Origin of the sequence: Bradyrhizobium sp. SZCCHNR1043, assembly GCF_032489675.1 — a bacterium.
Taxonomy (GTDB): Bacteria; Pseudomonadota; Alphaproteobacteria; order Rhizobiales; family Xanthobacteraceae; genus Bradyrhizobium.
Window position 1 is genome coordinate 231043 of sequence record NZ_JAUEYN010000009.1, and the last position, 20931, is coordinate 251973.

Here is a 20931-nt window from a genome sequence, read left to right on the forward strand (position 1 = left end):
CGGACATCGTGGCCCCGGATGACGATTTGCCGCCGCCCAGCGGGGCCCTTCACCCGCTTCCCTCCGTTGGCGTGGTGACCGAGGCGCGTTAGAAGTATACCAGGGCGCAGCGAGGCTCGCCCGCGAGACGGTGTCGGACGTTCTGGTGCATTTGCGAAGATTCGTGGTCGGTCTGCTGGTATTTGCGGCCCTGCTGGTGGCGGGATGGCTCACCTATCGGCCTGACCGGGCGCTGCGCGTCGCGACCAGCGCGGTCGCCGAGATGATCTGCGCCAAGACCTACGTCTCCGGCCTCGATCCGCAAACGGTGTTTGCGGAGACCATGGAACGGCCCGGTCTGCGCCGGTTGCGGGCCGTGATGCGCTACCGGGTGGAGCCCGACATGCGCCTGGTGGAGGCGTCGCTGCTCGGCCTGCACGCCACCCGCGCCTCGTTTCACGACGGCCTCGGTTGCGTGACGCTCCAGGGCCAGAAGCCGCCTTACCTGCCGCACACCGACGTCGCTGCGCTGCGTGCTGCGGGGCCTGCTCCCGCCCTGCCCGACTTCGCGCAAAACACGGCGGTGGAGCCCAGCGATCCCGCGCTGAAGGCGGCGCTGGATCACGCCTTCGAGGAGCCGGCCAACCCGCCGTTCCGCCGCACCAAGGCGGTCGTCGTCGTCAAGGATGGTCACCTGATCGCAGAGCGCTATGCGCCGAGCATCGGCGTCGATACGCCACTTGTGGGCTTCTCGATGACCAAGACGGTCACCAATGCGCTGCTGGGCATCCTCACCCGGCAGGGCAAGCTGAGCCCGTCGATCCCGGCGCCGGTCGCGGAGTGGCGCGAGGCCAGAGATCCGCGCCACGACATCACGATCGAGCAGTTGATGCGCATGACATCAGGCCTGGCGCTGGACGAGACCAATTCCGGCTTCGATCCGTCGAGCCAGATGGACATCCACCGCGACATGGCGGCGTTCGCGGTGCATGCGCCGTTGATCGCGCCGCCCGGCCAGCGCTGGGCCTATTCGAGCGCGAGCACCCAGATCCTGGCGCGCATCATCCGCGACGCCGCCGGGGGACCGGAGCAGACCATCGAGCTGGCCTGGCGCGAGCTGTTCAACCCGCTCGGCATGCGCAGCGCGACGCTGCAATACGATGGGAGCGGGACCGTTCAGGGCTACGGCAACATGCTGGCGAGCGCGCGCGACTGGGCGAAGCTCGGACTGCTCTATCTCGGCGACGGCGTCGTCGGCGACCGGCGCATTCTCCCGGAAGGCTGGGTCGCGATGTCGGCAACTGCGACGCTGGACACCGACTACGGCGCCGGGCTGTGGACCAACCGCAGCCAGCATTTTCACGCGCAGGGACGTGCCCGCGCGGGAATTCCACCGGACGCGTTCTTCGCCTTCGGCCTGCTCGGCCAGCGGTTGGTGATCATGCCGAGCCAGCGCATGGTCGTGGTCCGGCTCGGCGATTCCGTGGATCCGAACGGCGACATCAAGGGCGTCGCCCGGCTGGTGCGCGAGGTGATTGCGGCGACCGCGGCGCCGGCGACGGCCGCCAAATAGCGCTCAGCGGCCGACCTCGTAGGGCCCGCCCTTCTCCAGCGCGATCTTGTAGGCAGGCCGCGCCTCGATGCGCGCGAGGAAATCCATCGCCCGCGGATGGCCCTGCTCCAGGCCGCCGCGCGATGCCGCCGCCTGCAGCGGGAAGCTCATCTGGATGTCGGCCGCGGTGAACGAATCGCCGGCGAACCACTCGCTTTTCTGCAGCTCGCTTTCCCAGAACGCCATGTGCTGCTTCAGCTGCGGATTGACCAGTGTGCTCAAGGCCTGGTTCGACACCTTGCGCACGATCGGACGCAGCAGCGCCGGCGCTCGCTTCGGCATGATGTTGAACAGCAGCTTCAGCAGCAGCAGCGGCATCGCCGAGCCCTCGGCGTAATGCAGCCAATAGGAATAGCGCAGCCGCTCCGGTGTCTTCGGCGGCGGGATCAGGCGGCCATTGCCGTAGGTCTCAATCAGATATTCGACGATCGCACCGGACTCCGCGACGGTGTTGCCGTTGTCGGTGATGACAGGCGACTTGCCGAGCGGGTGGATGGCGCGCAGCTCCTTCGGCGCCCGCATGTCGGGCTCGCGCTCGTAGCGAATGATCTCATAGGGCACGCCGAGCTCCTCGAGCAACCAGAGCACGCGTTGCGAGCGGGAATTGTTGAGGTGGTGAACGGTCAGCATGGGGTTTCCAGGGACGGATCGGGTGGCGGGCGCCGTTCCGTAGCAGGACAGGACGGGTTCGGCGAGGCGCCGGGATCCTCACCCCGGCATGAAATAATTACCCGGGTAATATTGACTTTAATTTCACCCGGGTCTTATTGGGGTGATCACATGGGACTGCCGATATGGACACCTTCACCGCATTTGCCGGCCAAACCCGGGTCGCCGCCGGGCCGCTGCCCAAGGTGGCACTGGTGCTGAAACACGCCGCGCCGGGCACCGAGCCGATCATGATTTTCAGCGACCGCACCGGACAGCCGATCGACCTCGATCTGCGCGGCAACGACCGGGAGATCCTGGCGCGCCTGCCGGTCGAAGCCGGCGCGGCCGCGAACCAAGGGCCGAGCGAGCCGCGTGGCCGCGGCCGGCCGAAGCTCGGGGTCGTGGCCCGCGAGGTGACCTTGCTGCCGCAGCACTGGGACTGGCTGAACGCGCAGCCGGGCGGCGCCTCGGTCGCACTGCGCAAGCTGGTCCACGACGCCCGCCGTGCCAGCGGCGACACCGACCGCGCCCGTGAGGCACGCGATGCGGCCTATCATTTCATGTCCGGGATCGGCAGCAACCTGCCGCAGTTCGAGGAGGCATCGCGGGCGCTGTTCGCCGGCGATCTCGGCCGCTTCGCCGCCTTGATCGCGGACTGGCCGGCCGACATCCGCGACCACGCCGTCGCACTCGCGCACCGCCACCGCGCCGAGTGAGATCGGCTGATTTCAACAGTCAATGAGAGCGGCCGTTCGCGGCGGCTCTCGTTCCAATTCCTCGCAACGCGACCGTACTCCGAATGAAGAGCGGTCGACGGAGAAACATGCCGTGTCGCCGCCAACCGCCTCGCTGCGCAAGCCGTTCCTGACGTTCGTCGTTCCGATGATGCTGAGCAACATCCTGCAGTCGCTGTTCGGCACCATCAACAACGTCTATCTCGGCCAGATGATCGGCGTCGATGCGCTCGCCGCGGTCTCGGTGTTCTTCCCGGCGATGTTCTTCTTCGTCTCCTTCGTCATGGGCCTCGGCTCAGGTGCCGGCGTTCTGATCGGCCAGGCCTGGGGCGCCGGTGAGCCCGCGAAGGTGAAGCAGGTCGCCGGCACGACGCTGACCATTGCGCTGCTGCTCGGCGGCCTGATCGCGGTATTGGGCGGCGTGTTCAGCCGCCAATTGCTGACCGCGCTCGCCACGCCCGCCAACATCCTTGATGCAACCGCGGGCTATGCCCGCATCATGATGATCACGATGCCGCTGACCTTCGCCTACATCCTGCTGTCGTCGCAGATGCGCGGCGTCGGCGACACCGTGACGCCGCTGGCCTCGCTCGCCGCATCGACCACGCTCGGGCTGGTGCTCACCCCGGTCTTCATCCGCGGCTGGCTCGGCGCGCCCGTCCTCGGCGTCGCCAGCGCCGCCTGGGCCTCGGCGATCTCGACGTTGACGACGCTGGCCTGGCTCCATGTCCATCTGCGTCGTCGCAAGCACCCGCTGGCGATCGATGCGGCATTCCTGCGGGGCATGCTGCCTGATCCGAGACTGTTGCGGGCGGTGTTGCGGCTCGGCATCCCCGCCGCGATCGGCATGATCGTGATGTCGCTGGCCGAGATGGTGCTGATCGGCCTCGTCAACGGCTTCGGCTCGGACGCGACGGCGGCCTATGGCGCGGTCAACCAGGTGCTCGGCTATGTGCAGTTTCCGGCGCTGTCGATCGCGATCTCGGTCTCGATCTTCGGCGCCCAGGCGATCGGCCGCGGCCAGGCCGAGCAGATCGGCGACATCGTGCGGACGGGCATCGAGATGAACGTGGTGCTGACCGGCGGCCTGGTCGCGATCGGCTATCTGTTCTCACGGGTGCTGATGGGACTCTTCATCACCGACCCTGCCGTCATCGAGGTGGCGCAGCATTCGCTGCACATCGTGCTGTGGAGCTCCGTGCTGTTCGGCATGTCCATCACGTTCTCGTCGGCGATGCGCGCCTCCGGGACGGTGTGGATGCCGCTGGCGATCTCGGCGTTTGCAATCGCCGCGATCGAGGTGCCCGCCGCCACCTGGCTCAGCCGCAGCATCGGGCTCGACGGCGTCTGGCTCGCCTATCCCATCACGTTCGCCGCGATGATGCTGCTGCAGATGAGCTATTATCTCCTGGTGTGGCGCAAGCGGACGGTGCGCCGGATGATCTGACGCACCACCGGCGTCTTCCGGCCGCTGGAATATGATGACCGTCATAAAACCCTGGACGGAGCTGCTGCGCTGGACCACAATGTGAAAAACCGAGGAGACCGCCCATGAGCCGTCCTGCGCCAGAATTCATGTTCGACTTCGGCAGTCCCAACGCCTATCTGAGCCATGAGGCGATCCCAGCGATCGTGAAGCGGATCGGCGTCCAGTTCTACTATGTCCCGGTGCTGCTCGGCGGCATCTTCAAGGCGACCAACAACAAGTCACCGGCCGAGTCACTCGCCGGCATCAGGAACAAGCGTGAATTCCACGAGGTCGAGACCCAGCGCTTCCTCAAGCGCTACCAGGTGCAGCCCTGGGTCTGGAACCCGTACTTCCCGGTGAATACGTTGAACCTGATGCGCGCGGCGATCGCGGCCCAGCTCGAGGGCGTGTTCGAGGCCTATGTCGACGCGGCGTTCCACCACATGTGGCGCGAGCCAAAGAAGATGGACGATCCCGATGTCGCGGTGGCTGCGATCACGTCGTCGGGGCTCGACGGGGCCAAGCTGTTCGCCCGGGCGCAGGAGCCCGAGGTGAAGGCGAAGCTCGTGGAGAACACCCAGCGCGCGGTCGAGCGCGGCGCGTTCGGCTCGCCGACGTTCTTCGTCGGCAATGAGATGTTCTTCGGCAAGGAACAGCTGCGCGACGTCGAGGAATACATCCTGGGCAAGTGATTGTCGTCATCGCGAGCGCAGCGACGCGATCCCGCCGCAAAGCAAGGCTGGATTGCTTCGTCGCTTCGCTCCTCGCAATGACGCTGAAGTGAGATCGGGAGAGCAAGCATGCAACAGCGCAACGCTACCGTCGCGATCGTCGGGGCCGGCGACTACATCGGCGCCGAGATCGTCAAGAAATTCGCGTCCGAAGGCTTCACGGTGTTCGCCGGCCGGCGCAATGGCGAGAAGCTCGCGCCGCTGGTCGCGGAGGTCGAGGCCGCTGGCGGGCGGATCGTGGCGCGCTCGCTCGATGCCCGCAAGGAGGACGAGACCACCGCCTTCCTCAACGACGCCGACAGGCATGCGCCGCTCGAGGTCGTGATCTTCAATGTCGGCGCCAACGTCAATTTCCCGATCCTCGAGACGACGGACCGCGTGTTCCGCAAGGTCTGGGAGATGGCGTGCTGGGCCGGCTTCGTCACCGGGCGCGAGGCCGCCCGGCTGATGCTGCCCCGCGGCGGCGGCAAGATCTTCTTCACCGGCGCGACCGCCTCGCTGCGCGGCGGCTCCGGCTATGCCGCCTTCGCTTCGGCCAAGTTCGGCCTGCGCGCGGTGGCGCAGGCGATGGCGCGCGAACTGATGCCGCAGAACATCCATGTCGCCCACCTGATCATCGATTCCGGCGTCGATACCGCCTGGGTGCGCGAGCGCCGCGCCCAACTCTGGGGCAAGGAGGCGCTGGACAATCCCGACCTGCTGATGCCGCCGGCCTCGGTCGCGGGTGCCTATTGGCAGCTCTACCAGCAGCCGAAGAGCGCCTGGACCTTCGAGATGGAGATCCGTCCGTTTGGCGAGAAATGGTGAGAAGCGATGGCGAACAGGGAGTAGCGAGTAGGGCATGGTGGCCATCCCCATTCGCTACTCGCCATTCGCTATTCGCTCCTGCATGATGAGACCTCGCTGAGAGAGAGGACCTACCCATGCGTATTCTCGTCGTCGGCGCCGGCGCCATCGGCGGCTATTTCGGCGGCCGGCTGCTGCAGTCCGGCGCCGATGTCACCTTCCTGGTCCGCCCGCGCCGCGCGGCTGAACTCGCCAGTGCCGGCCTCGTGATCCGCAGTCCGACCGGTGACGTCACCCTCCCCAATCCGCCGACCGTACAGGCGGACACTCTGAAGCAGCACTTCGACGTCGTGCTGCTGAGCTGCAAGGCCTACGACCTCGACGATGCGATCACCTCGTTCGCGCCGGCCGTGGGTCCGAACACCGCGATCATCCCGCTGCTCAACGGCATGAAGCATCTCGACGTGCTCGACGCCAGGTTCGGGCGCGCGCGCGTGCTTGGCGGGCTCTGCGCCATCGCCGCGACCCTGAACGAGCAGCGCGAGGTCGTGCAGTTGCAGCCGATGCAATCGCTGAGCTTCGGCGAGCGCGACGGCGGATCGTCGGACCGCGTCCGCGCGATCTTCGAGATTTTCCGGCGCGGGAATTTCAATGCGTCGGCCAGCGACCACGTCATGCAGGACATGTGGGAGAAGTGGGTGTTCCTGTCCTCGCTCGCTGCATCGACCACATTGATGCGTGCGCCGGTCGGCGTGATCCTGACCGCGCCGGGCGGCAAGGATTTCCTGCTCGGCATGCTCGACGAATGCAGCGCCACCGCTGCGGCCGCAGGCTACCCCCCAGCCGGCGCGTTCTTCCAGCGCGTCTCCGGCATGCTCACCGCGGAGGGATCACCGATGACCGCCTCGATGTTCCGCGATCTCAGCGCCGGCCTTCCGGTCGAGGCCGATCACGTCATCGGCGATCTCGTCGCCCGCGCCGATGCCGCCAAGGTCCCGGTGCCGCGCCTGCGCATATCCTACACGCAGCTGAAGGTGTACGAGGCTCAGCGGGGCAAGTAGCTCTTGGTATCGCCTCGGTGTTCGCCGAACCGTTGGTCAGGCACGACGGCGCCACAGACTCCGATGTCGTCCCGGCCTTGCGCCGGGACCCATAGCCACCGTCCGTAGTGAAGCAGGCCACTCTCACCGACGTCCCTCGATAGCTTCCGCGGTATGGGTCCCGGCGCAAGGCCGGGACGACAGTTGTGATCTGGGCGACGTCCCAACTACAGATGCGCCAGATAATGCGCCAGCGCCGTGATCTCCTCGTCGCTTAGCGGATAGGCAACATCGGTCATCGCGGCCTGGCTGCCGCCGACGCGCTGGCCGGACTTGTAGTCGTGGAGCGCCTTGACGAGATATTCCTCGCGCTGGCCGGCGAGCCGCGCCACGCCCTTGGTGCCGGCATAGCTGTCGAGATGGCATGAGGCACAGCGCCGGCCGGCGGCGGCTTGCGCGCCTTTGGCCGACAGATCCGGATCGTTGTCCGGCGGCGCCTTGGCCGGCTGCAGCGAGGCGAAATAGGCGCCGAGGTTGCGGATGTCCTCGTTGGTGAGCTGATCGACGATCGGCTTCATCGCCTCGTTCTTGCGCGTGCCGGCGCGGAAGAACACGAGCTGCCACTGGATGAACTGATCCTGCTGGCCGGCGAGCGAAGGAATGTTCTCGGTCTGCGAGATGCCGTTCTCGCCGTGGCAGCCGGCGCAGAGCTCGGCCTTGGCCTTGCCCGCTTCGATATCGGCGGCGTCGGCCGGAGGCGCCGCAAGCATGAGCATCAGCGCGGCGGCCATCACCAGGTGCATTCTGGAGGTCCCTGGATTCATCGCAGGCGTTCTCGCTCCCATCATTGCTTTGGCGCGCGGACGATGCCCGAAACCCGCGACCGGGTGCGGCACGTCGTCCTTGATCAACGCGCGACATTCAAAATAGTTGGGGCTGCGGCCGCCGTAAGGCAGCGCGCAGCCCCGCTTTCACGACGAGCTCATTTCTTCTCGTAGCTGATGCGATAGATCGCGCCGGCCCAGTCGTCCGCCACCAGGATCGAGCCGTCCTTGGCGAGGATGATGTCGTCGGGGCGGCCGAGATAGCCCTGGTCGCCCTCGAGCCAGCCGGAGGCGAACACCTCCTGCTTGGCGTCCTTGCCGTCGGGGCCGACGATGACGCGCATGATCCGTGCGCCCTGGTACTTGTGCCGGTTCCAGGAGCCGTGCTCGGCGATCAGGATGTTGTTCTTGTACTCCGCCGGGAACTGGTCGCCGGTGTAGAACTTCATGCCGAGCGGCGCCACGTGCGGACCGAGGTTCAGCACTGGCGGTGTGAACTCCGAGCACTTGTGACCCATCGCGAATTTCGGATCCGGCAGGTCACCCTGGTGGCAATAGGGATAGCCGAAATGCTCGCCGATCTTCGAGATCATGTTGAGCTTGTCGCTCGGCAGATCGTCGCTGACCCAGTCGCGCGCATTCTCGGTGAACCAGTATTTGCCGGTGCGCGGGTCGACGTCGCCGCCGACGCTGTTACGGACGCCGAGCGCATAGATCTCGGCATTGCCGGTGCGCGGATCGACTCGGCGGATCTGCGCGACTGACGTCGGCGGGATGCCGATGTTGAAGGGCGGTCCAAACGGGATATAGAACCAGCCTTCCTTGTCGACCGCGATGTATTTCCAGCCATGCGCCGCATAGGACGGCATGTCGTCGTAGACGACCTTGCCCTGGCCGAGATTGTCGAGACTGGCTTCGGCATTCTCGTATTTGATCAGCTTGTCGACCGCGATCACGTAGAGATTGCCGTCCTGGAAGGCGAGGCCGGTCGGCATGTTCAGGCCCTTGAGGACCGTCTTGACCTCGCGTTTGCCGCCCTTGTCGGTGATGGCATAGACGTTGCCAAGCCCGAACGAGCCGACGAACAGCGTGCCCTTGTCGCCCCAGGCCATCTGCCGCGCGGCGAGCACGCCCGAGGCCCAGACCTCCATCTTGAAGCCGTCCGGCAGCTTCACCTGCTTGACGATCTTCGCGAGCTCGGCATCGGACGCGCCGGTCGGCGGGCCCGACGGCGGCGCCAGCCCCTTCTGCGCCTCGGTCTCGTCGCCGAGGAACCAGTCGTCCGGCGGATGCGTCCAGAACTCCTTGGTGCCGGATTCGTATTTCTTCAGGCCCTTCCCCTGATCGGATTGCTGCTGCGCGCCGGCGATGCTGGTGCCGGCGAGGAGACCTATTGTTGCAAGCGCAAGAATGCTTCGGTGAAAAGCCGATGTCATCGCTTCACTCCCATGAGGCAGCTCATGTGGCTGCGTCTACTTATCGGAACGTATCTGAAGACGTCCTTTGGCCGACCACATCAGTGGTCCTGCTCGAAAATGGTAGCACATCCTGAGCGGGTGAGAAGCGGATTGCTGCCAGGTTCGCGCGAGGCTCAAATGATGCCGCTCCACTCATGCCATGCCAGATGCGCGTGTCCGTGCGCGTGCCTGCGCCGCATCGGCGATTGTCCGCCACGCGGCACGGGCCTGCCGCCATGCGCTGTATTCATATGCGCCGATCGGCCGGACGATTGGCGTGTGCTTGAACAGCCGATAGGATCGGAACAACACGCTGCGGCCGTTCACCGCCCGGCAACGAGATCAAGTCGACAGGATCGATGAATGTCCGAGCGTTTCCCTGTGTCCACACCGAAGGCCGGTGCCGGCGTCCTCGACCTGCTGCGGCGGTTCGCAGCCGACCCCGCAGCGGCCATCACCTATGGTGAAGAATGCCTGAAGAAGACGCAGGCGATCGAACCGCAGCTGAAAGCATTCGAATATCTGCCGCGGGATGTCGTTCCAAAGACCGGCCCGCTCGGTGGAATTCCCGTCGCCATCAAGGACATCATCGCCACCTCGGACATGCCGACCACCAACGGCTCGCAAATCTATCGCGATCACGTGCCGGATGCGGACGCCTGGGTGGTCGAACGGCTGCGCAATCTCGGCGCAACCATCTTCGGCAAGACGGTCTCCACTGAATTCGCCTGGCGCCATCCAGGTCCCACCGTCAATCCATGGAACCCCGAGCACACACCGGGCGGCTCATCGTCCGGATCAGCCGCCGCGGTTGCGGCCGGCCTGGTGCCGCTGGCGCTGGGAACACAGACACTCGGCTCGGTGATCCGACCGGCGGCCTTCAACGGCGTCGTCGGCTTCAAGCCGAGCTTCGGCGCGATTCCACGCGGCGGCGTGCATCCGCTTAGCCCGTCGCTCGACCATGTCGGCTTCTTCGCCCGCCGCGTCGACGACGTGGCCTTCGCCCTCTCGTTGCTGGCAGGCACCAGCGCAGATGATCGCCACGGCCGGCCGCTGCCGGGCTTCACCGTCGGCATCGACCAGGGCCTCACGCCGCACCGCACGCCACGGCTCGCGGTGGTGCGCTTCGCCAAATGGGAGCGCGCCGAGGCGGAGCAGAAGACCGTATTCGAGTCCGTCATCGACAAGCTGCGCAGCGCCGGCGCGACGATCACCGAGATCGAACTGAGAGAGCTCGACGCGGTGAACGGGCATGCGATCACCACGATCATGCTCAGCGAGGCGACCACGATCTTCTCCGATCTGATCGCGCGCCATCCCGACCGGGTCAGCGAGGTCATGAAGGGCCACGTCGAGAGCGGGCGAAGCAAGACGGCCATGGAATATCTCGCCGCGAAGGCGGCCCAGGCCCTCAGGCAGAAGGCGCTCGCCGCTGAGCTCGACGGCTTCGACGCAGTGCTCACCTTGCCGGCGTTCGGCGAAGCGCCGCGCGGCTTGGATTGGACGGGGGACGCCGAATATTGCGCGCCCTGGACCTTCGTCGGAGCGCCGGCAGTCTCCTTGCCGGCCGGGTTCGGCAACAACGGCCTGCCGCTGGGCGTACAGATCGCCGGCCCCTATCGCAACGACCTCCATGTGCTCCGCGTCGCGAAATGGGCCGAAGCGGTGCTGGCGTTCGACCCCGGCGTGCCGCTCCTGGCGCGCAAATAGCCGCCACGAACCCCGAGCAAGGATACCGCTGCGCCACGATGGCCTCCTGCGACAAGCCCAGTGGCGGGTTTGCGGCCAGCGCTGTAAAACGATCACATGACAGTCACAGACATCGCGAGCAGAACCTATAATCACGGTTGGCGCCTCGATCCGATCGTGCGCAGCCTGCTCGACACCGATTTTTACAAGTTGTTGATGCTGCAGATGATTCGGGAGTTCTACCCGAGTCAGCAGGTGACCTTCTCGGTCATCAACCGGACCCGGCGGGTGCGGCTCGGCGACGTCATCGACGAAGGCGAATTGCGCGCCCAGCTCGATCACGCCCGCACCATCCGCTTCGCCAAGAAGGAGCTGATCTGGCTGGCCGGCAACACCTTCTACGGCAAGACCCACATGTTCTCGCCGGAGTTCATCGCCTGGCTCGCCAATTTCCGCCTGCCCGAATACGAGCTGCGCAAGTCCGACGGCCAGTACGAGCTGCATTTCCACGGACCCTGGACCCACACCACGATGTGGGAGATCCCGGCGCTCGCGATCGTCAACGAGCTGCGCTCGCGCCAGGCCATGAAGGGCCAGGGCCGGTTCGCACTCGACGTGCTGTTCGCCCGCGCCAAGGCCAAGCTGTGGGCCAAAGTGGAGCGGCTGCGCAAGCTCGAGGGGCTGCGGCTGTCGGATTTCGGCACCCGCCGCCGCCACGGCTTCCTGTGGCAGCGCTGGTGCGTCGAGGCCGTCAAGGAAGGTCTCGGCTCGTCGTTCACCGGCACCTCCAACGTGCTGCTGGCGATGGACAACGACCTCGAGGCCATCGGCACCAACGCGCATGAGCTGCCGATGGTTGCGGCGGCACTTGCCAAGGACGATGACGAGCTGCGCTTCGCGCCGTATCGCATTCTCGACCAGTGGCGGCAGACCTACGCAGGCAACCTGCTGATCGCGCTGCCCGACGCGTTCGGGACCAAGGCCTTCCTGCGCGACGCACCCGACTGGGTCGCCGACTGGACCGGCTTCCGTCCCGACAGCGCGCCGCCGATCCAGGCCGGCGAGGAGATCATCGCCTGGTGGAAATCGAAGGGGCGCGATCCCAAGCAGAAGCTGCTCGTGTTCTCCGACGCGATGGACGTCGAATCGATCGAGCAGCTCCATCATCGATTCTCCGATCAGGTGCGGCTGTCGTTCGGCTGGGGCACCAACCTGACCAACGATTTCGTCGGCTGCTCGCCGGACGGCTCGGTCGACCTCGATCCGATCTCGCTGGTCTGCAAGGTGACGTCGGCAGACGGGCATCCCGCCGTGAAGCTGTCCGACAACCCGGAGAAGGCGACCGGCGATCCCGCCGAGATCGCCCGTTATCTCCGCGTGTTCGGCGATGCCGGCCGGGTGCGCACGCCGGTCGTCGTCTAGGCCGCCGACAGCCCACGGCGATTTCTCTTTCCTGCCACGTTTCTTGTTCCTGCTTTGTTCGAAATGCGGTAAAATCGTCGTACAAGCGCACAGATCGGGTGACAGGAGATCGTTGGCATGCGTCGGGTGATCGGCCGAGTTGGACAGCTACTATCTGCAACCATTCTTGTCGTCGGCGCGATCCTGATCTCGACCGGGCCCGCTGCCGCCGACAAGCGCGTGGCGCTGGTGATCGGCAACTCCATTCACGAGCGCGCGCCGCTGCTGGACGAGCCGGCGGCGGATGCCCGGCTGATCGCCGACAGGCTGTCGCGGCTTGGCTTCACCCTGAGCGGCGGTGCCGCGCAGATCGACCTCGACAGGCGAGGCTTCGATCGCGCGCTTGCCGAGTTCAAGGGCAGGATCGCCGACGCCGACGTCGCGCTGATCTATTATGCCGGCTATGGGCTCAACCTGGGCGGCGCCGATTATCTCGTCCCGGTCGACGCGGCACCGGCGACAGCTGCGGATCTCAACACCGAGCTGCGCGACCTGACTGCGATTCTGCGCGAGCTGGGCGGATCGAACCCCCGGCAGAACGTGATCATTCTCGACGCCTTCCGCTCCAATCCGTTCGCCGGGCGCGGCATCGCCGGACTTGCCGCCGGCCTAGTCCCGGTCGACGTTTCCGCACGGACCGTGATCTCCTTTGCCGCACAGGCCGGGACGGCGGGACAGCGCGGCCCGGACGGCCACGGCGTGTTCGCCGCAGCCCTTGCAGAGGCGCTCCAGCAGCCTGGCCAACGTCTGATCGAGATCCTCAACCAGACCGACGCCGCGGTGGAGCGCGCCACCAGCGGAGCGCAGCGGCCGCTCGTGATGTTCACGTCGATAGACAGCGGCGCTCAACTGAGCGCCGCCGCCGCGAAGCCGACGCAGCCGGCCGGCCCTGACGCCGCCCGGAGCAGCGCTCCCGTTTCGAGCCCGACCGCCTCGTCCGACGCGGCAGATGCGCGGACGCCCGGACTTGCCGTGCTGTATGATGAGGATCTCTCTGACCCCAAGGGTAGGCGCTATTCCGGCTCGATCACCTGGCGGACCGAGACGGTCAAGAACGCACAATCAGGACGGCTCATGCCGGTGATCCGTGGCGAGATCGACATTCCCGAGCGCAAGCTGAAGGTCAGCCTGCAGCTGCGCCGCAACGACGATCCCAGCCTGCCGGCCAGCCATGTCGCCGAGCTCACATTCAGGCCCGCTGCCGACTTCGTCGGTGGCGGCATCAGCAGCGTCCCGGGAATGCTGATGAAGACGGATGAGAAGTCGCGCGGGACGCCGCTTGCCGGGCTTTCCGTCAAGATCACCGAAGGTTCATTCCTGGTGGGCTTGTCCAACGTCGAGGCCGATCGCGCGCGCAACGAGGAACTCCTCGCACGGCGCGAATGGTTCGACATCCCGGTCGTCTATGCGAACCAGCGCCGGGGCATCCTCGCCATCGGCAAAGGTCCCAGTGGAGATCGGGTATTCGCCGACGCACTCGCGGCCTGGGACAAATCCCCGCCGACGAAATGATGAGGCATAAGGCGAGAGGGGAACGGAGCGGAATTTTTGGAGCGGGCGAAGGGGTTCGAACCCTCGACCCCGACCTTGGCAAGGTCGTGCTCTACCACTGAGCTACACCCGCATCCGTGACGCCTTGGCGGCGTGGCCGCCAGCGACGGGCAGACCTATGCCAAATGCCGCGGACGAATGCAACAGGTCTGCGACAGGTTTCGTACGCCGACGACGTTCAAATTTTTGCGGTCGGGGCCGGCCGAACCGGGCCCAAACCTGCCCATCACCGGGCCGCGATGGGCGCTGATTGAAATTTCCAGCTGGACCGCCACTTAAAGTGAGAGAAAACGTGTATTGAGGCGCGGCGGCGGCCGGTTCCCGGTCGCCGTCCATCGGAATTTTTCGGACGAGGGACCCCGTGACCATTGTTGAGCAGGGCGGCGGAGCGGCGCCGCAGGTGCCGGATCTGATCAAGGACACCACGACGCAGAGCTTCGTGAAGGACGTCATCGAGGAATCGAAGCGGCAGCCGGTCCTCATCGACTTCTGGGCGCCGTGGTGCGGACCGTGCAAGCAGCTGACGCCCATCCTGGAAAAGGCCGTCAAGGCCGCCAACGGCAAGGTCAAGCTGGTCAAGATGAACATCGACGAGCATCCGGCCATTCCCGGCCAGATGGGGATCCAGTCGATTCCGGCCGTGATCGCGTTCGTCGGCGGACGGCCCGCCGATGGCTTCATGGGTGCCGTGCCCGAGAGCCAGGTCGCCGCCTTCATCGAAAAGATCACCAAGGGCGTTCCGGGCGTCGGCGAGCCCGACATCGCCGAAATCCTCAAGGAAGCCGAAGCCGCACTCGCCGAGGGCGATGCGGCTGGCGCGGCCGAGATCTATGCCGAGGTGCTCGCGGTCGATGCCGCCAACATCCCGGCGATCGCCGGGCTTGCGAAGTGCCAGGTCGAGCTCGGCGCGATCGACGAGGCCAAGCAGACGCTTGCGATGGTCCCGGACGCCAAGCGTAGCGATTCGGCGGTCTCCGCCGTGCAGGCCGCGATCGATCTGGCCGAGCAAGCCCAGTCGCTCGGGCCGGTCGGCGAGCTCGAACAGAAGGTCGCCGCCAATCCGCTCGACCACCAGGCGCGTTTTGACCTGGCGACGGCGCTGAACGCCGCGGGCAAGCGGAAGGAAGCCACCGACCAGCTGCTCGAGATCGTGAAGCGCGACCGCAAATGGAACGACGACGGCGCGCGCAAGCAGCTCGTGCAGTTCTTCGAAGCCTGGGGCGGCGCAGACGAGGCCACCATCGAGGGCCGCAAGCGGCTGTCGACGATCCTGTTTTCGTAACCCGGCTGGACGGGACGCGCGCTCGTTCCAGCGGACACGAGGTATCGCATGCCGATCAATGCCGAATATCGCGGTCCCGCCGAGCTGCCGGAGATCGTTCCGGTGTTTCCATTGGCGGGAGCCTTGCTGCTGCCGCGCGGCCAAATGCCGCTCAACATTTTCGAGCCGCGCTATCTCGCGATGGTCGACGATGCGCTTCGCGACGGCCATCGGCTCATTGGCATGATCCAGCCCGACGTCACGCATTCCTCCAGCGAGGAGCGGCCGGTGCTGTTCAAGGTCGGCTGCGTCGGCCGGATCACGCAGCTCGCCGAGTCCGGCGATGGCCGCTACATCCTCGAGCTCACGGGCGTGTCCCGCTTCAAGGTGGTCGAGGAAATGACGGTGCTCACGCCCTATCGGCAGTGCAAGGTCGATTATTTCCCGTTCGTCGATGATTTCACGGCGCGCAAGGGTGAGGACGCGGTCGACCGCGAGGCGCTGCTCGCGGTGCTCACCGACTTCCTCAAGGCCAACAATCTCAAGGTCGACTGGGCCGGCATCGAAGCCGCGCCGAACGAAGCGCTCGTGAACGCGCTGGCGATGATGTCGCCCTACGGTCCGGCGGAGAAGCAGGCGATGCTCGAGGCGCCGGACCTCAAGACCCGCGCCGAAATCCTCATCGCCGTGACCGAGATGGATCTCGCCAAGAAGCGGACCTCGGGTGATCCGCCGCTGCAATGATCATTCGGCGGCGGCCGCACGCGGCGCTGGCGGCGCCGCCGTGAGACGCATCAGCGCGATGGTGGCGAGGATCACCCCGATGTAAACTGCGAGCTGCATCGCGGTGGGCTGATCCGTATAGCCGATCAGGGCCTTGAGGGTCCGTCCGGCGACGCCACGCTCGGGCAGAACCGCGCTCGAATCCCACACCACCTGGTCGAACGATGTCAGCCAGTTGGCGCGGGCGAGAAAGAACACCGCCTGCGCGGCCATTCCCGCCGACAACAGGGTGATCAGCACGGTGGTGGTCTTGAACAGCGCGCGCGGCGGGATGCGCATCAGACCCAGATAGGTCGCGAGACAGACGGCGACGCCGAGCAGCAGGCCGAGGACGCCGCCACCGAGCAGCGCCCGCCCGCCGCCGTCACCGGACGCCGCCACGCCATAGAGAAACAGCGCGACCTCGCTGCCCTCGCGCAACACGGCGATGGCGATCACGGTCGCCAGCGCGACCAGCGGCTTGGCGCCTTCGGCCACCGCTTGGCCCATCGTCCGCAACTCGTTGCTCATCTCGCGGCCGTGCCGGGCCATCCAGACATTGTGCCAGGTCAGCATGATCACGGCAGCCGACAGGACCCCTGCATTGAACAATTCCTGTCCCATGCCTTCGAATAGCTGAGTCAGCGTGCCCGCGAACGCCGCGACGATGCATGCGCCGACCAGGCCGGCAAACAGCCCCGCGCCGATCCAGCGCAGGCGATGCGGGACCGCGCTGGTGACGGCGAGCACGATGCCGACGATCAGGCCGGCTTCGAACACTTCGCGGAAGACGATGATCAGGGCGGCGAGCATGGGATCTGGACCTATTGGACGTTGACGAAGCCGCGGGCCTTTTCGTTGAAGTCGTTATAGAACTCGTACCGCCCGGACTTCATGGCGCGAACGTTGAGCACCGCCTCGCTGTTGGCCGCGATCACCTTCTCGACCTTCAGGGTCTCGCTCTCGAACTCGATGGCCTTGCTCTCCATGTTCTTGACGCGGATCGTCAGCGGCGCGTCGGCAGGAACGGTCGGCTCCTTGGGCTCGAATTGACCATTGGCATAGGTGAGGCAGATCTCGTTCGATTCCCCAGCGTGCGCCTGCGCTGCCATCAGCAGCATGCCGACGCTTCCACCTACGACGACCAACTTCCGCACCACGTCGACCAACATCGATCCGTCCCCTCTCCTATCCCGACAAGCAAATCGGAGAACGGTTGCGCGCCCGGATCGATGTCGACGCCGGGCACCCGTTCGCGACGACGAACAACTAAGCGGCTCGCCGCCGTGTCTGCAAAGAGACTCCTTCTAAGTTAGAACCATTCTTGGCGAATGTGTCGTGGCAGTGGCCTCGCGGTGAACGGAGTGCGGCCGAACGGCAGTTAAGGCGATGCAGCGGTTGCAAAGCGTCGCAATGCCGTCATCTCGCCGAGTTTGTGCCGCGGCTATGTCGACCGGATTCGCAGCGTCAGTAGCCGGCGATGGCGAGGAGGACCACGCCGGCGAGCATGATCCAGCCGAAATGCCGCGCGCGCGTCGCCAGCGCATTGGCGCCTGCAGCGAAGGTGAACACGACGATGACCGTGACCACCGTCCAATGCCGCGCCGACTCCGACGCCATTCGCGGGGCGGCCGTGAGCAGCACGCCACAGCCGATCCACGCCACCGTGCCCGTTTGCCAGACCAGCCGCAGCAGGGTTCGCAACCGCTCCGGCGAGATGGTGGCACGCGCGAACACCATCGTCTCGCCGAGCACGCCATGGATCACGGCGACGGTGATCGCCATGAGCCCCGCGGTTACGAGCAGCGCATCGCGCATGCCACGCCTCCATACATTTATGTATGGAAGATGCACGAAGCCCTGGCGGCCGTCAATACAGTTATGTATGGTCGTCCTGATGGTGACGACATGACCGATCAGCTCTCCGCCGACGATTGGCTGACACAGGGATTGAAGGTGCTGGCCACCCGGGGCTTCACCGCGCTGAAGGCGGAGCCGCTGGCGAAAGCCATGGGCGTGTCGCGCGGCAGCTTCTACTGGCATTTCGCCGATGTGGCCGCGTTTCACGCCGCCCTCCTCAAAAAGTGGCGGGAGATTGCGGCCGAGCAGATCATCACCGGGGTGGAGGCGAGCGCCGGCGACCAGCCGGCGATTGCCGTGCTCCTCCGGCGCGCGTTCACCGTCAGACTCACCCTGGAGCGCGCCGTGCGCAGCTGGGCCGGATCCGACCCCGCCGCGCGCCAGGCCGTCCAGGCCATCGACAGACGCCGGCTGGGCTATGTCGAGAGCCTGCTTTCAGCCGAAGGACTGATGCCGGCGATCGCGCACGCACGCGCCCAGGTGCTGTACTGGGCCTTCCTCGGCCACGCGCTGTCGGATCGGCCGTTGCCGGCCCAGCAACTGGACACGGTCATCGAGGAGCTGATCCGGATCGCCCTGCACAAGCCTTGAAGGACGACAACCAGGCGGACGATATGCTACAGAGGCGCCCGCCGGAGACCCTTGCCATGAACGCCCCGCTCGAACGCCCCGCCAATTCCGTCGATCCCAAGCTGCTCGAGATCCTGGTCTGCCCGATGACCAAGGGCCCGCTGGAATACGACGCGGCGAAGCAGGAGCTGGTCTCGCGGTCGGCGAAGCTCGCCTACCCGATCCGCGACGGCATCCCGATCATGCTGCCGGAGGAAGCGCGGAAGATCGACTGACCGATGCGGCCCGTCGTGATCCGCTGCGCACTCGCCGTGGCGCTGATGGCCCTCACCTCGGTGGTCTCGGCCGAGGAGAGCGCCGTCCGCATTGGCGCACTCGACGCCGTCTTGACCACGCCAACGGGCGTCGAGCGCCCTCCGGTGGCGCTGCTGATCGCCGGCTCCGGGTCGACGGACCGGGACGGCAATGGGCCGCAGCTCAAGCCGGCGACCTTGAAGAAGCTCGCCGAGCAGCTCGCCGCCCGCGGCATCGCCAGCCTGCGTTACGACAAGCGCGGCGCGCGCGGCTGGAAGGCGGAGTTCGGCCGCCCGGAAGACTTCCGCTTCAAGGATTATGTCGGGGACGCCGCCGCGCTGGTCGACTTCCTGCGCGGCAAGTTCGCCCGGATCGTCCTGGTCGGCCACAGCGAGGGCGGCCTGGTCGCCATCCTCACCGCCCGTCGCACCCCGGTCGACCGCCTCGTCCTGCTTGCGTCGTCGGCGCGGCGGCAGGGCGACCTGTTGAAGGCGCAGCTCGAGAAGAAGCTGCCGGCCGCGAAGATGGAGCCGGTCGCCAAGGCGATCGATGCCATCATGGCCGGGCAGGTCGTCGATCCCGCCCCGCCCGAGTTGCCGATCGCCCCAAGCATGCAGCCCGGCATCGGCTCCGCCTTCGCCGAGGATCCGATCGATCCGCTCAAGCAGCTCACGATCCCGATCCTGATCGTCGGCGGCGCCCGCGACCACCAGATCGCACGCCTCGACATGGTCGCGCTCGCCGCCGCCGCTCCGGCCGCCAAGTCGCTGTGGCTGCCGGAGATGAACCACGTTCTGGTCGACGTCGCCAACGAGGACGAGAACCTCGCCTCCTACAACGATCCGGACCGCCCGCTCGACCCCGACATGATCGACGCCGTCGCCGGTTTCATCGCCGCCGCAGGCCCGCGCTGAACCTCAAAGCGCCTCGCCCTTCAGCAGCCGCGGCATCTCGCCGGTGAGCCCCGCGGCCTGCTTGATGAACAGCTCCTTCAACGGCGGCGCGCGATCGACGATCCCAAGGCCGATGTCGCGCACGGCCCGCAACAGCGTCGATTTATTGGAGAACAGGAAGTTCAGCGAGTTGGTGGCGACGCCCATCGCCATCGTGTCGAAGCGGCGCCAGCGCTGATAGCGCTCGAGGACATCGACCTGCCCCGGGTCGATTCCCATTCTTGCCGCATCGACCACGACCTCGGCCAGTGCGGCGACGTCCTTCAGCCCCATGTTGAGCCCCTGCCCCGCGATGGGGTGGATCACATGGGCGGCGTCGCCAACCAGCGCCAGCCGCGGCGCGGTGAACGAGCGGGCGACGAAGTAGGACAGCGGAAACGCGCGCGGCTGGTCGAGCACCTTCAACTCGCCGAGATGCAGGCCGGCGCGCTTCTCCAGCTCGGCCTGGAATTCATCCGCGCTGAGCGCGACGAGGCGCTTCGCCTCGGCGCGCCGCTCGGTCCACACCAGCGAGGAGCGCTTGCCGGTCAGCGGCAGGATCGCGAATGGTCCGGGCGGAAGGAAATGCTCCTCGGCGCGGCCGCCATGGTCGCGCTCGTGACCGATGGTCACGACGATGCCGGACTGGTCATAGTCCCAGCCATGGGTCTGGATGCCCGCGCGCTCGCGCAGCTTCGAGCGCGCGCCGTCAGCGGCAACCAGCAGGCTCGCCTCGAGCTGGCTGCCGTCGCCCAGAGTCACCGCAATGCCGTCGGCCCGCGTCGCAAAGCCGGTCACCGGCATCGCCTTGAGCTCGACGCCTGCGGCCTCCGCATGCCGGACCAGCGCGTCGATCAAGAGCCGGTTCTCGACCATGTGCGCGAACGGCTCGCCGGCCTCGACCTGGCCCGCAAAGGTCAGGAACGCCGGGCGGATCGCATCCTCGGGCTTGGAGTCGGTGATGACCATGTCGAGGATCGGCTGCGCCTCGGGCGCGACATCGGCCCAGACCCCGATCGCGTCAAACAGCTTGCGGCAGGCCGCGACGATGGCACTGGCGCGCGGATCGCGGCTCGGCCGGTTCGCCAGCGCCGGATCGGCCACGATCACCGGCACCTCGGGCCCAAGCCCCTGACGGAGCGCCAACGCCAGCGCCAGGCCGGCAAACGCCCCGCCACAAATGACAATGCTTCGCTGTGTCGTCATGCCGCCCTGCTCACGGTTACTCTTGCGAGTGGAGTATAGCTGGGCGAAACAGGGGCGTGAAAC

The 20931-nt window shown here is 66.4% G+C and carries 21 protein-coding genes and 1 tRNA gene; 14 read left to right on the top strand and 8 right to left on the bottom strand.

The window, feature by feature from the left end:
• Positions 1–145: 145 nt before the first annotated feature.
• A complete protein-coding gene (locus QX039_RS17600) occupies positions 146–1552 on the top strand; it encodes a serine hydrolase (protein WP_315770597.1) in 1407 nt (468 codons plus the stop codon).
• A 3-nt stretch (positions 1553–1555) separates the two neighbouring features.
• Here the strand turns inward: QX039_RS17600 and QX039_RS17605 are convergent, their stop codons facing one another.
• Positions 1556–2221, bottom strand: a complete 666-nt coding sequence (locus tag QX039_RS17605; protein WP_315770599.1) for a glutathione S-transferase — start codon at positions 2219–2221, stop codon at positions 1556–1558.
• Between the two features lie 164 nt (positions 2222–2385).
• Here QX039_RS17605 and QX039_RS17610 point away from each other — a divergent pair, with 164 nt between their 5' ends.
• From QX039_RS17610 to panE, 5 genes are all read left to right on the top strand, one after another.
• Complete coding sequence (locus QX039_RS17610) at positions 2386–2958, top strand: DUF2239 family protein (protein ID WP_315770601.1); 573 nt, start codon at positions 2386–2388, stop codon at positions 2956–2958.
• Between the two features lie 166 nt (positions 2959–3124).
• Positions 3125–4423 carry an MATE family efflux transporter gene (locus tag QX039_RS17615; protein WP_315740736.1) on the top strand — a complete coding sequence of 433 codons (1299 nt, stop codon included), beginning with the start codon at positions 3125–3127 and terminating at the stop codon, positions 4421–4423.
• A 104-nt stretch (positions 4424–4527) separates the two neighbouring features.
• Positions 4528–5136, top strand: a complete 609-nt coding sequence (locus tag QX039_RS17620; protein ID WP_315740650.1) for a 2-hydroxychromene-2-carboxylate isomerase — start codon at positions 4528–4530, stop codon at positions 5134–5136.
• Positions 5137–5244: 108 nt separating this feature from the next.
• A complete protein-coding gene (locus tag QX039_RS17625) occupies positions 5245–5982 on the top strand; it encodes an SDR family oxidoreductase (protein WP_315740649.1) in 738 nt (245 codons plus the stop codon).
• 116 nt (positions 5983–6098) lie between these two features.
• On the top strand, positions 6099–7022 hold the full coding sequence (gene panE, locus QX039_RS17630; RefSeq protein ID WP_315740648.1) for a 2-dehydropantoate 2-reductase: 924 nt from the start codon (positions 6099–6101) through the stop codon (positions 7020–7022).
• Between the two features lie 206 nt (positions 7023–7228).
• On the opposite strand, the gene QX039_RS17635 is transcribed toward panE, so the two are convergent.
• A complete protein-coding gene (locus QX039_RS17635) occupies positions 7229–7804 on the bottom strand; it encodes a c-type cytochrome (RefSeq protein WP_315740647.1) in 576 nt (191 codons plus the stop codon).
• A gap of 179 nt (positions 7805–7983) precedes the next feature.
• A complete protein-coding gene (locus QX039_RS17640) occupies positions 7984–9261 on the bottom strand; it encodes a PQQ-dependent sugar dehydrogenase (protein WP_315740646.1) in 1278 nt (425 codons plus the stop codon).
• A 384-nt stretch (positions 9262–9645) separates the two neighbouring features.
• Here QX039_RS17640 and QX039_RS17645 point away from each other — a divergent pair, with 384 nt between their 5' ends.
• From QX039_RS17645 to QX039_RS17655, 3 genes are all read left to right on the top strand, one after another.
• Entirely contained in the window at positions 9646–10992 is a 1347-nt protein-coding gene (locus tag QX039_RS17645; RefSeq protein WP_315740645.1) for an amidase, read from the top strand.
• Between the two features lie 96 nt (positions 10993–11088).
• Positions 11089–12393 (top strand): nicotinate phosphoribosyltransferase, encoded by a 1305-nt coding sequence (gene pncB, locus QX039_RS17650; protein ID WP_315740644.1) that lies wholly within the window; start codon positions 11089–11091, stop codon positions 12391–12393.
• Positions 12394–12510: 117 nt separating this feature from the next.
• Complete coding sequence (locus QX039_RS17655) at positions 12511–13944, top strand: caspase domain-containing protein (RefSeq protein ID WP_315740643.1); 1434 nt, start codon at positions 12511–12513, stop codon at positions 13942–13944.
• Positions 13945–13981: 37 nt separating this feature from the next.
• Here QX039_RS17655 and QX039_RS17660 read toward each other — a convergent pair.
• Positions 13982–14056: transfer RNA gene (locus tag QX039_RS17660), tRNA-Gly, on the bottom strand.
• Positions 14057–14344: 288 nt separating this feature from the next.
• Between QX039_RS17660 and trxA the strand changes: the two genes are divergently transcribed.
• Positions 14345–15265: a thioredoxin gene (gene trxA / locus QX039_RS17665; RefSeq protein ID WP_315740642.1), complete on the top strand. Its 921-nt coding sequence runs from the start codon at positions 14345–14347 to the stop codon at positions 15263–15265.
• A gap of 48 nt (positions 15266–15313) precedes the next feature.
• Entirely contained in the window at positions 15314–15988 is a 675-nt protein-coding gene (locus QX039_RS17670) for an LON peptidase substrate-binding domain-containing protein (RefSeq protein WP_315715855.1), read from the top strand.
• Here the strand turns inward: QX039_RS17670 and QX039_RS17675 are convergent, their stop codons facing one another.
• The 3 genes from QX039_RS17675 to QX039_RS17685 all read right to left on the bottom strand — a co-directional run bounded on the left by QX039_RS17675 (position 15989) and on the right by QX039_RS17685 (position 17824).
• Positions 15989–16819, bottom strand: coding sequence for an FTR1 family protein (locus QX039_RS17675; RefSeq protein ID WP_315758703.1), 831 nt, complete (start codon positions 16817–16819; stop codon positions 15989–15991).
• An 11-nt stretch (positions 16820–16830) separates the two neighbouring features.
• Positions 16831–17127 carry a cupredoxin domain-containing protein gene (locus QX039_RS17680; RefSeq protein ID WP_315740640.1) on the bottom strand — a complete coding sequence of 99 codons (297 nt, stop codon included), beginning with the start codon at positions 17125–17127 and terminating at the stop codon, positions 16831–16833.
• A 346-nt stretch (positions 17128–17473) separates the two neighbouring features.
• Positions 17474–17824 carry a hypothetical protein gene (locus QX039_RS17685; protein WP_315740639.1) on the bottom strand — a complete coding sequence of 117 codons (351 nt, stop codon included), beginning with the start codon at positions 17822–17824 and terminating at the stop codon, positions 17474–17476.
• Positions 17825–17914: 90 nt separating this feature from the next.
• On the opposite strand from QX039_RS17685, the gene QX039_RS17690 reads away from it, so the two are divergent.
• The 3 genes from QX039_RS17690 to QX039_RS17700 are packed head-to-tail and all read left to right on the top strand — an operon-like array spanning position 17915 to position 19644.
• Positions 17915–18457, top strand: a complete 543-nt coding sequence (locus QX039_RS17690; protein ID WP_315770603.1) for a TetR/AcrR family transcriptional regulator — start codon at positions 17915–17917, stop codon at positions 18455–18457.
• A 56-nt stretch (positions 18458–18513) separates the two neighbouring features.
• Positions 18514–18711 carry a Trm112 family protein gene (locus QX039_RS17695; protein WP_006613415.1) on the top strand — a complete coding sequence of 66 codons (198 nt, stop codon included), beginning with the start codon at positions 18514–18516 and terminating at the stop codon, positions 18709–18711.
• Between the two features lie 3 nt (positions 18712–18714).
• Positions 18715–19644 (top strand): alpha/beta hydrolase, encoded by a 930-nt coding sequence (locus tag QX039_RS17700; protein ID WP_315770605.1) that lies wholly within the window; start codon positions 18715–18717, stop codon positions 19642–19644.
• A gap of 3 nt (positions 19645–19647) precedes the next feature.
• Here QX039_RS17700 and QX039_RS17705 read toward each other — a convergent pair whose 3' ends face one another.
• Positions 19648–20868 carry a ubiquinone biosynthesis hydroxylase gene (locus tag QX039_RS17705; RefSeq protein ID WP_315770607.1) on the bottom strand — a complete coding sequence of 407 codons (1221 nt, stop codon included), beginning with the start codon at positions 20866–20868 and terminating at the stop codon, positions 19648–19650.
• Positions 20869–20931: the final 63 nt, after the last annotated feature.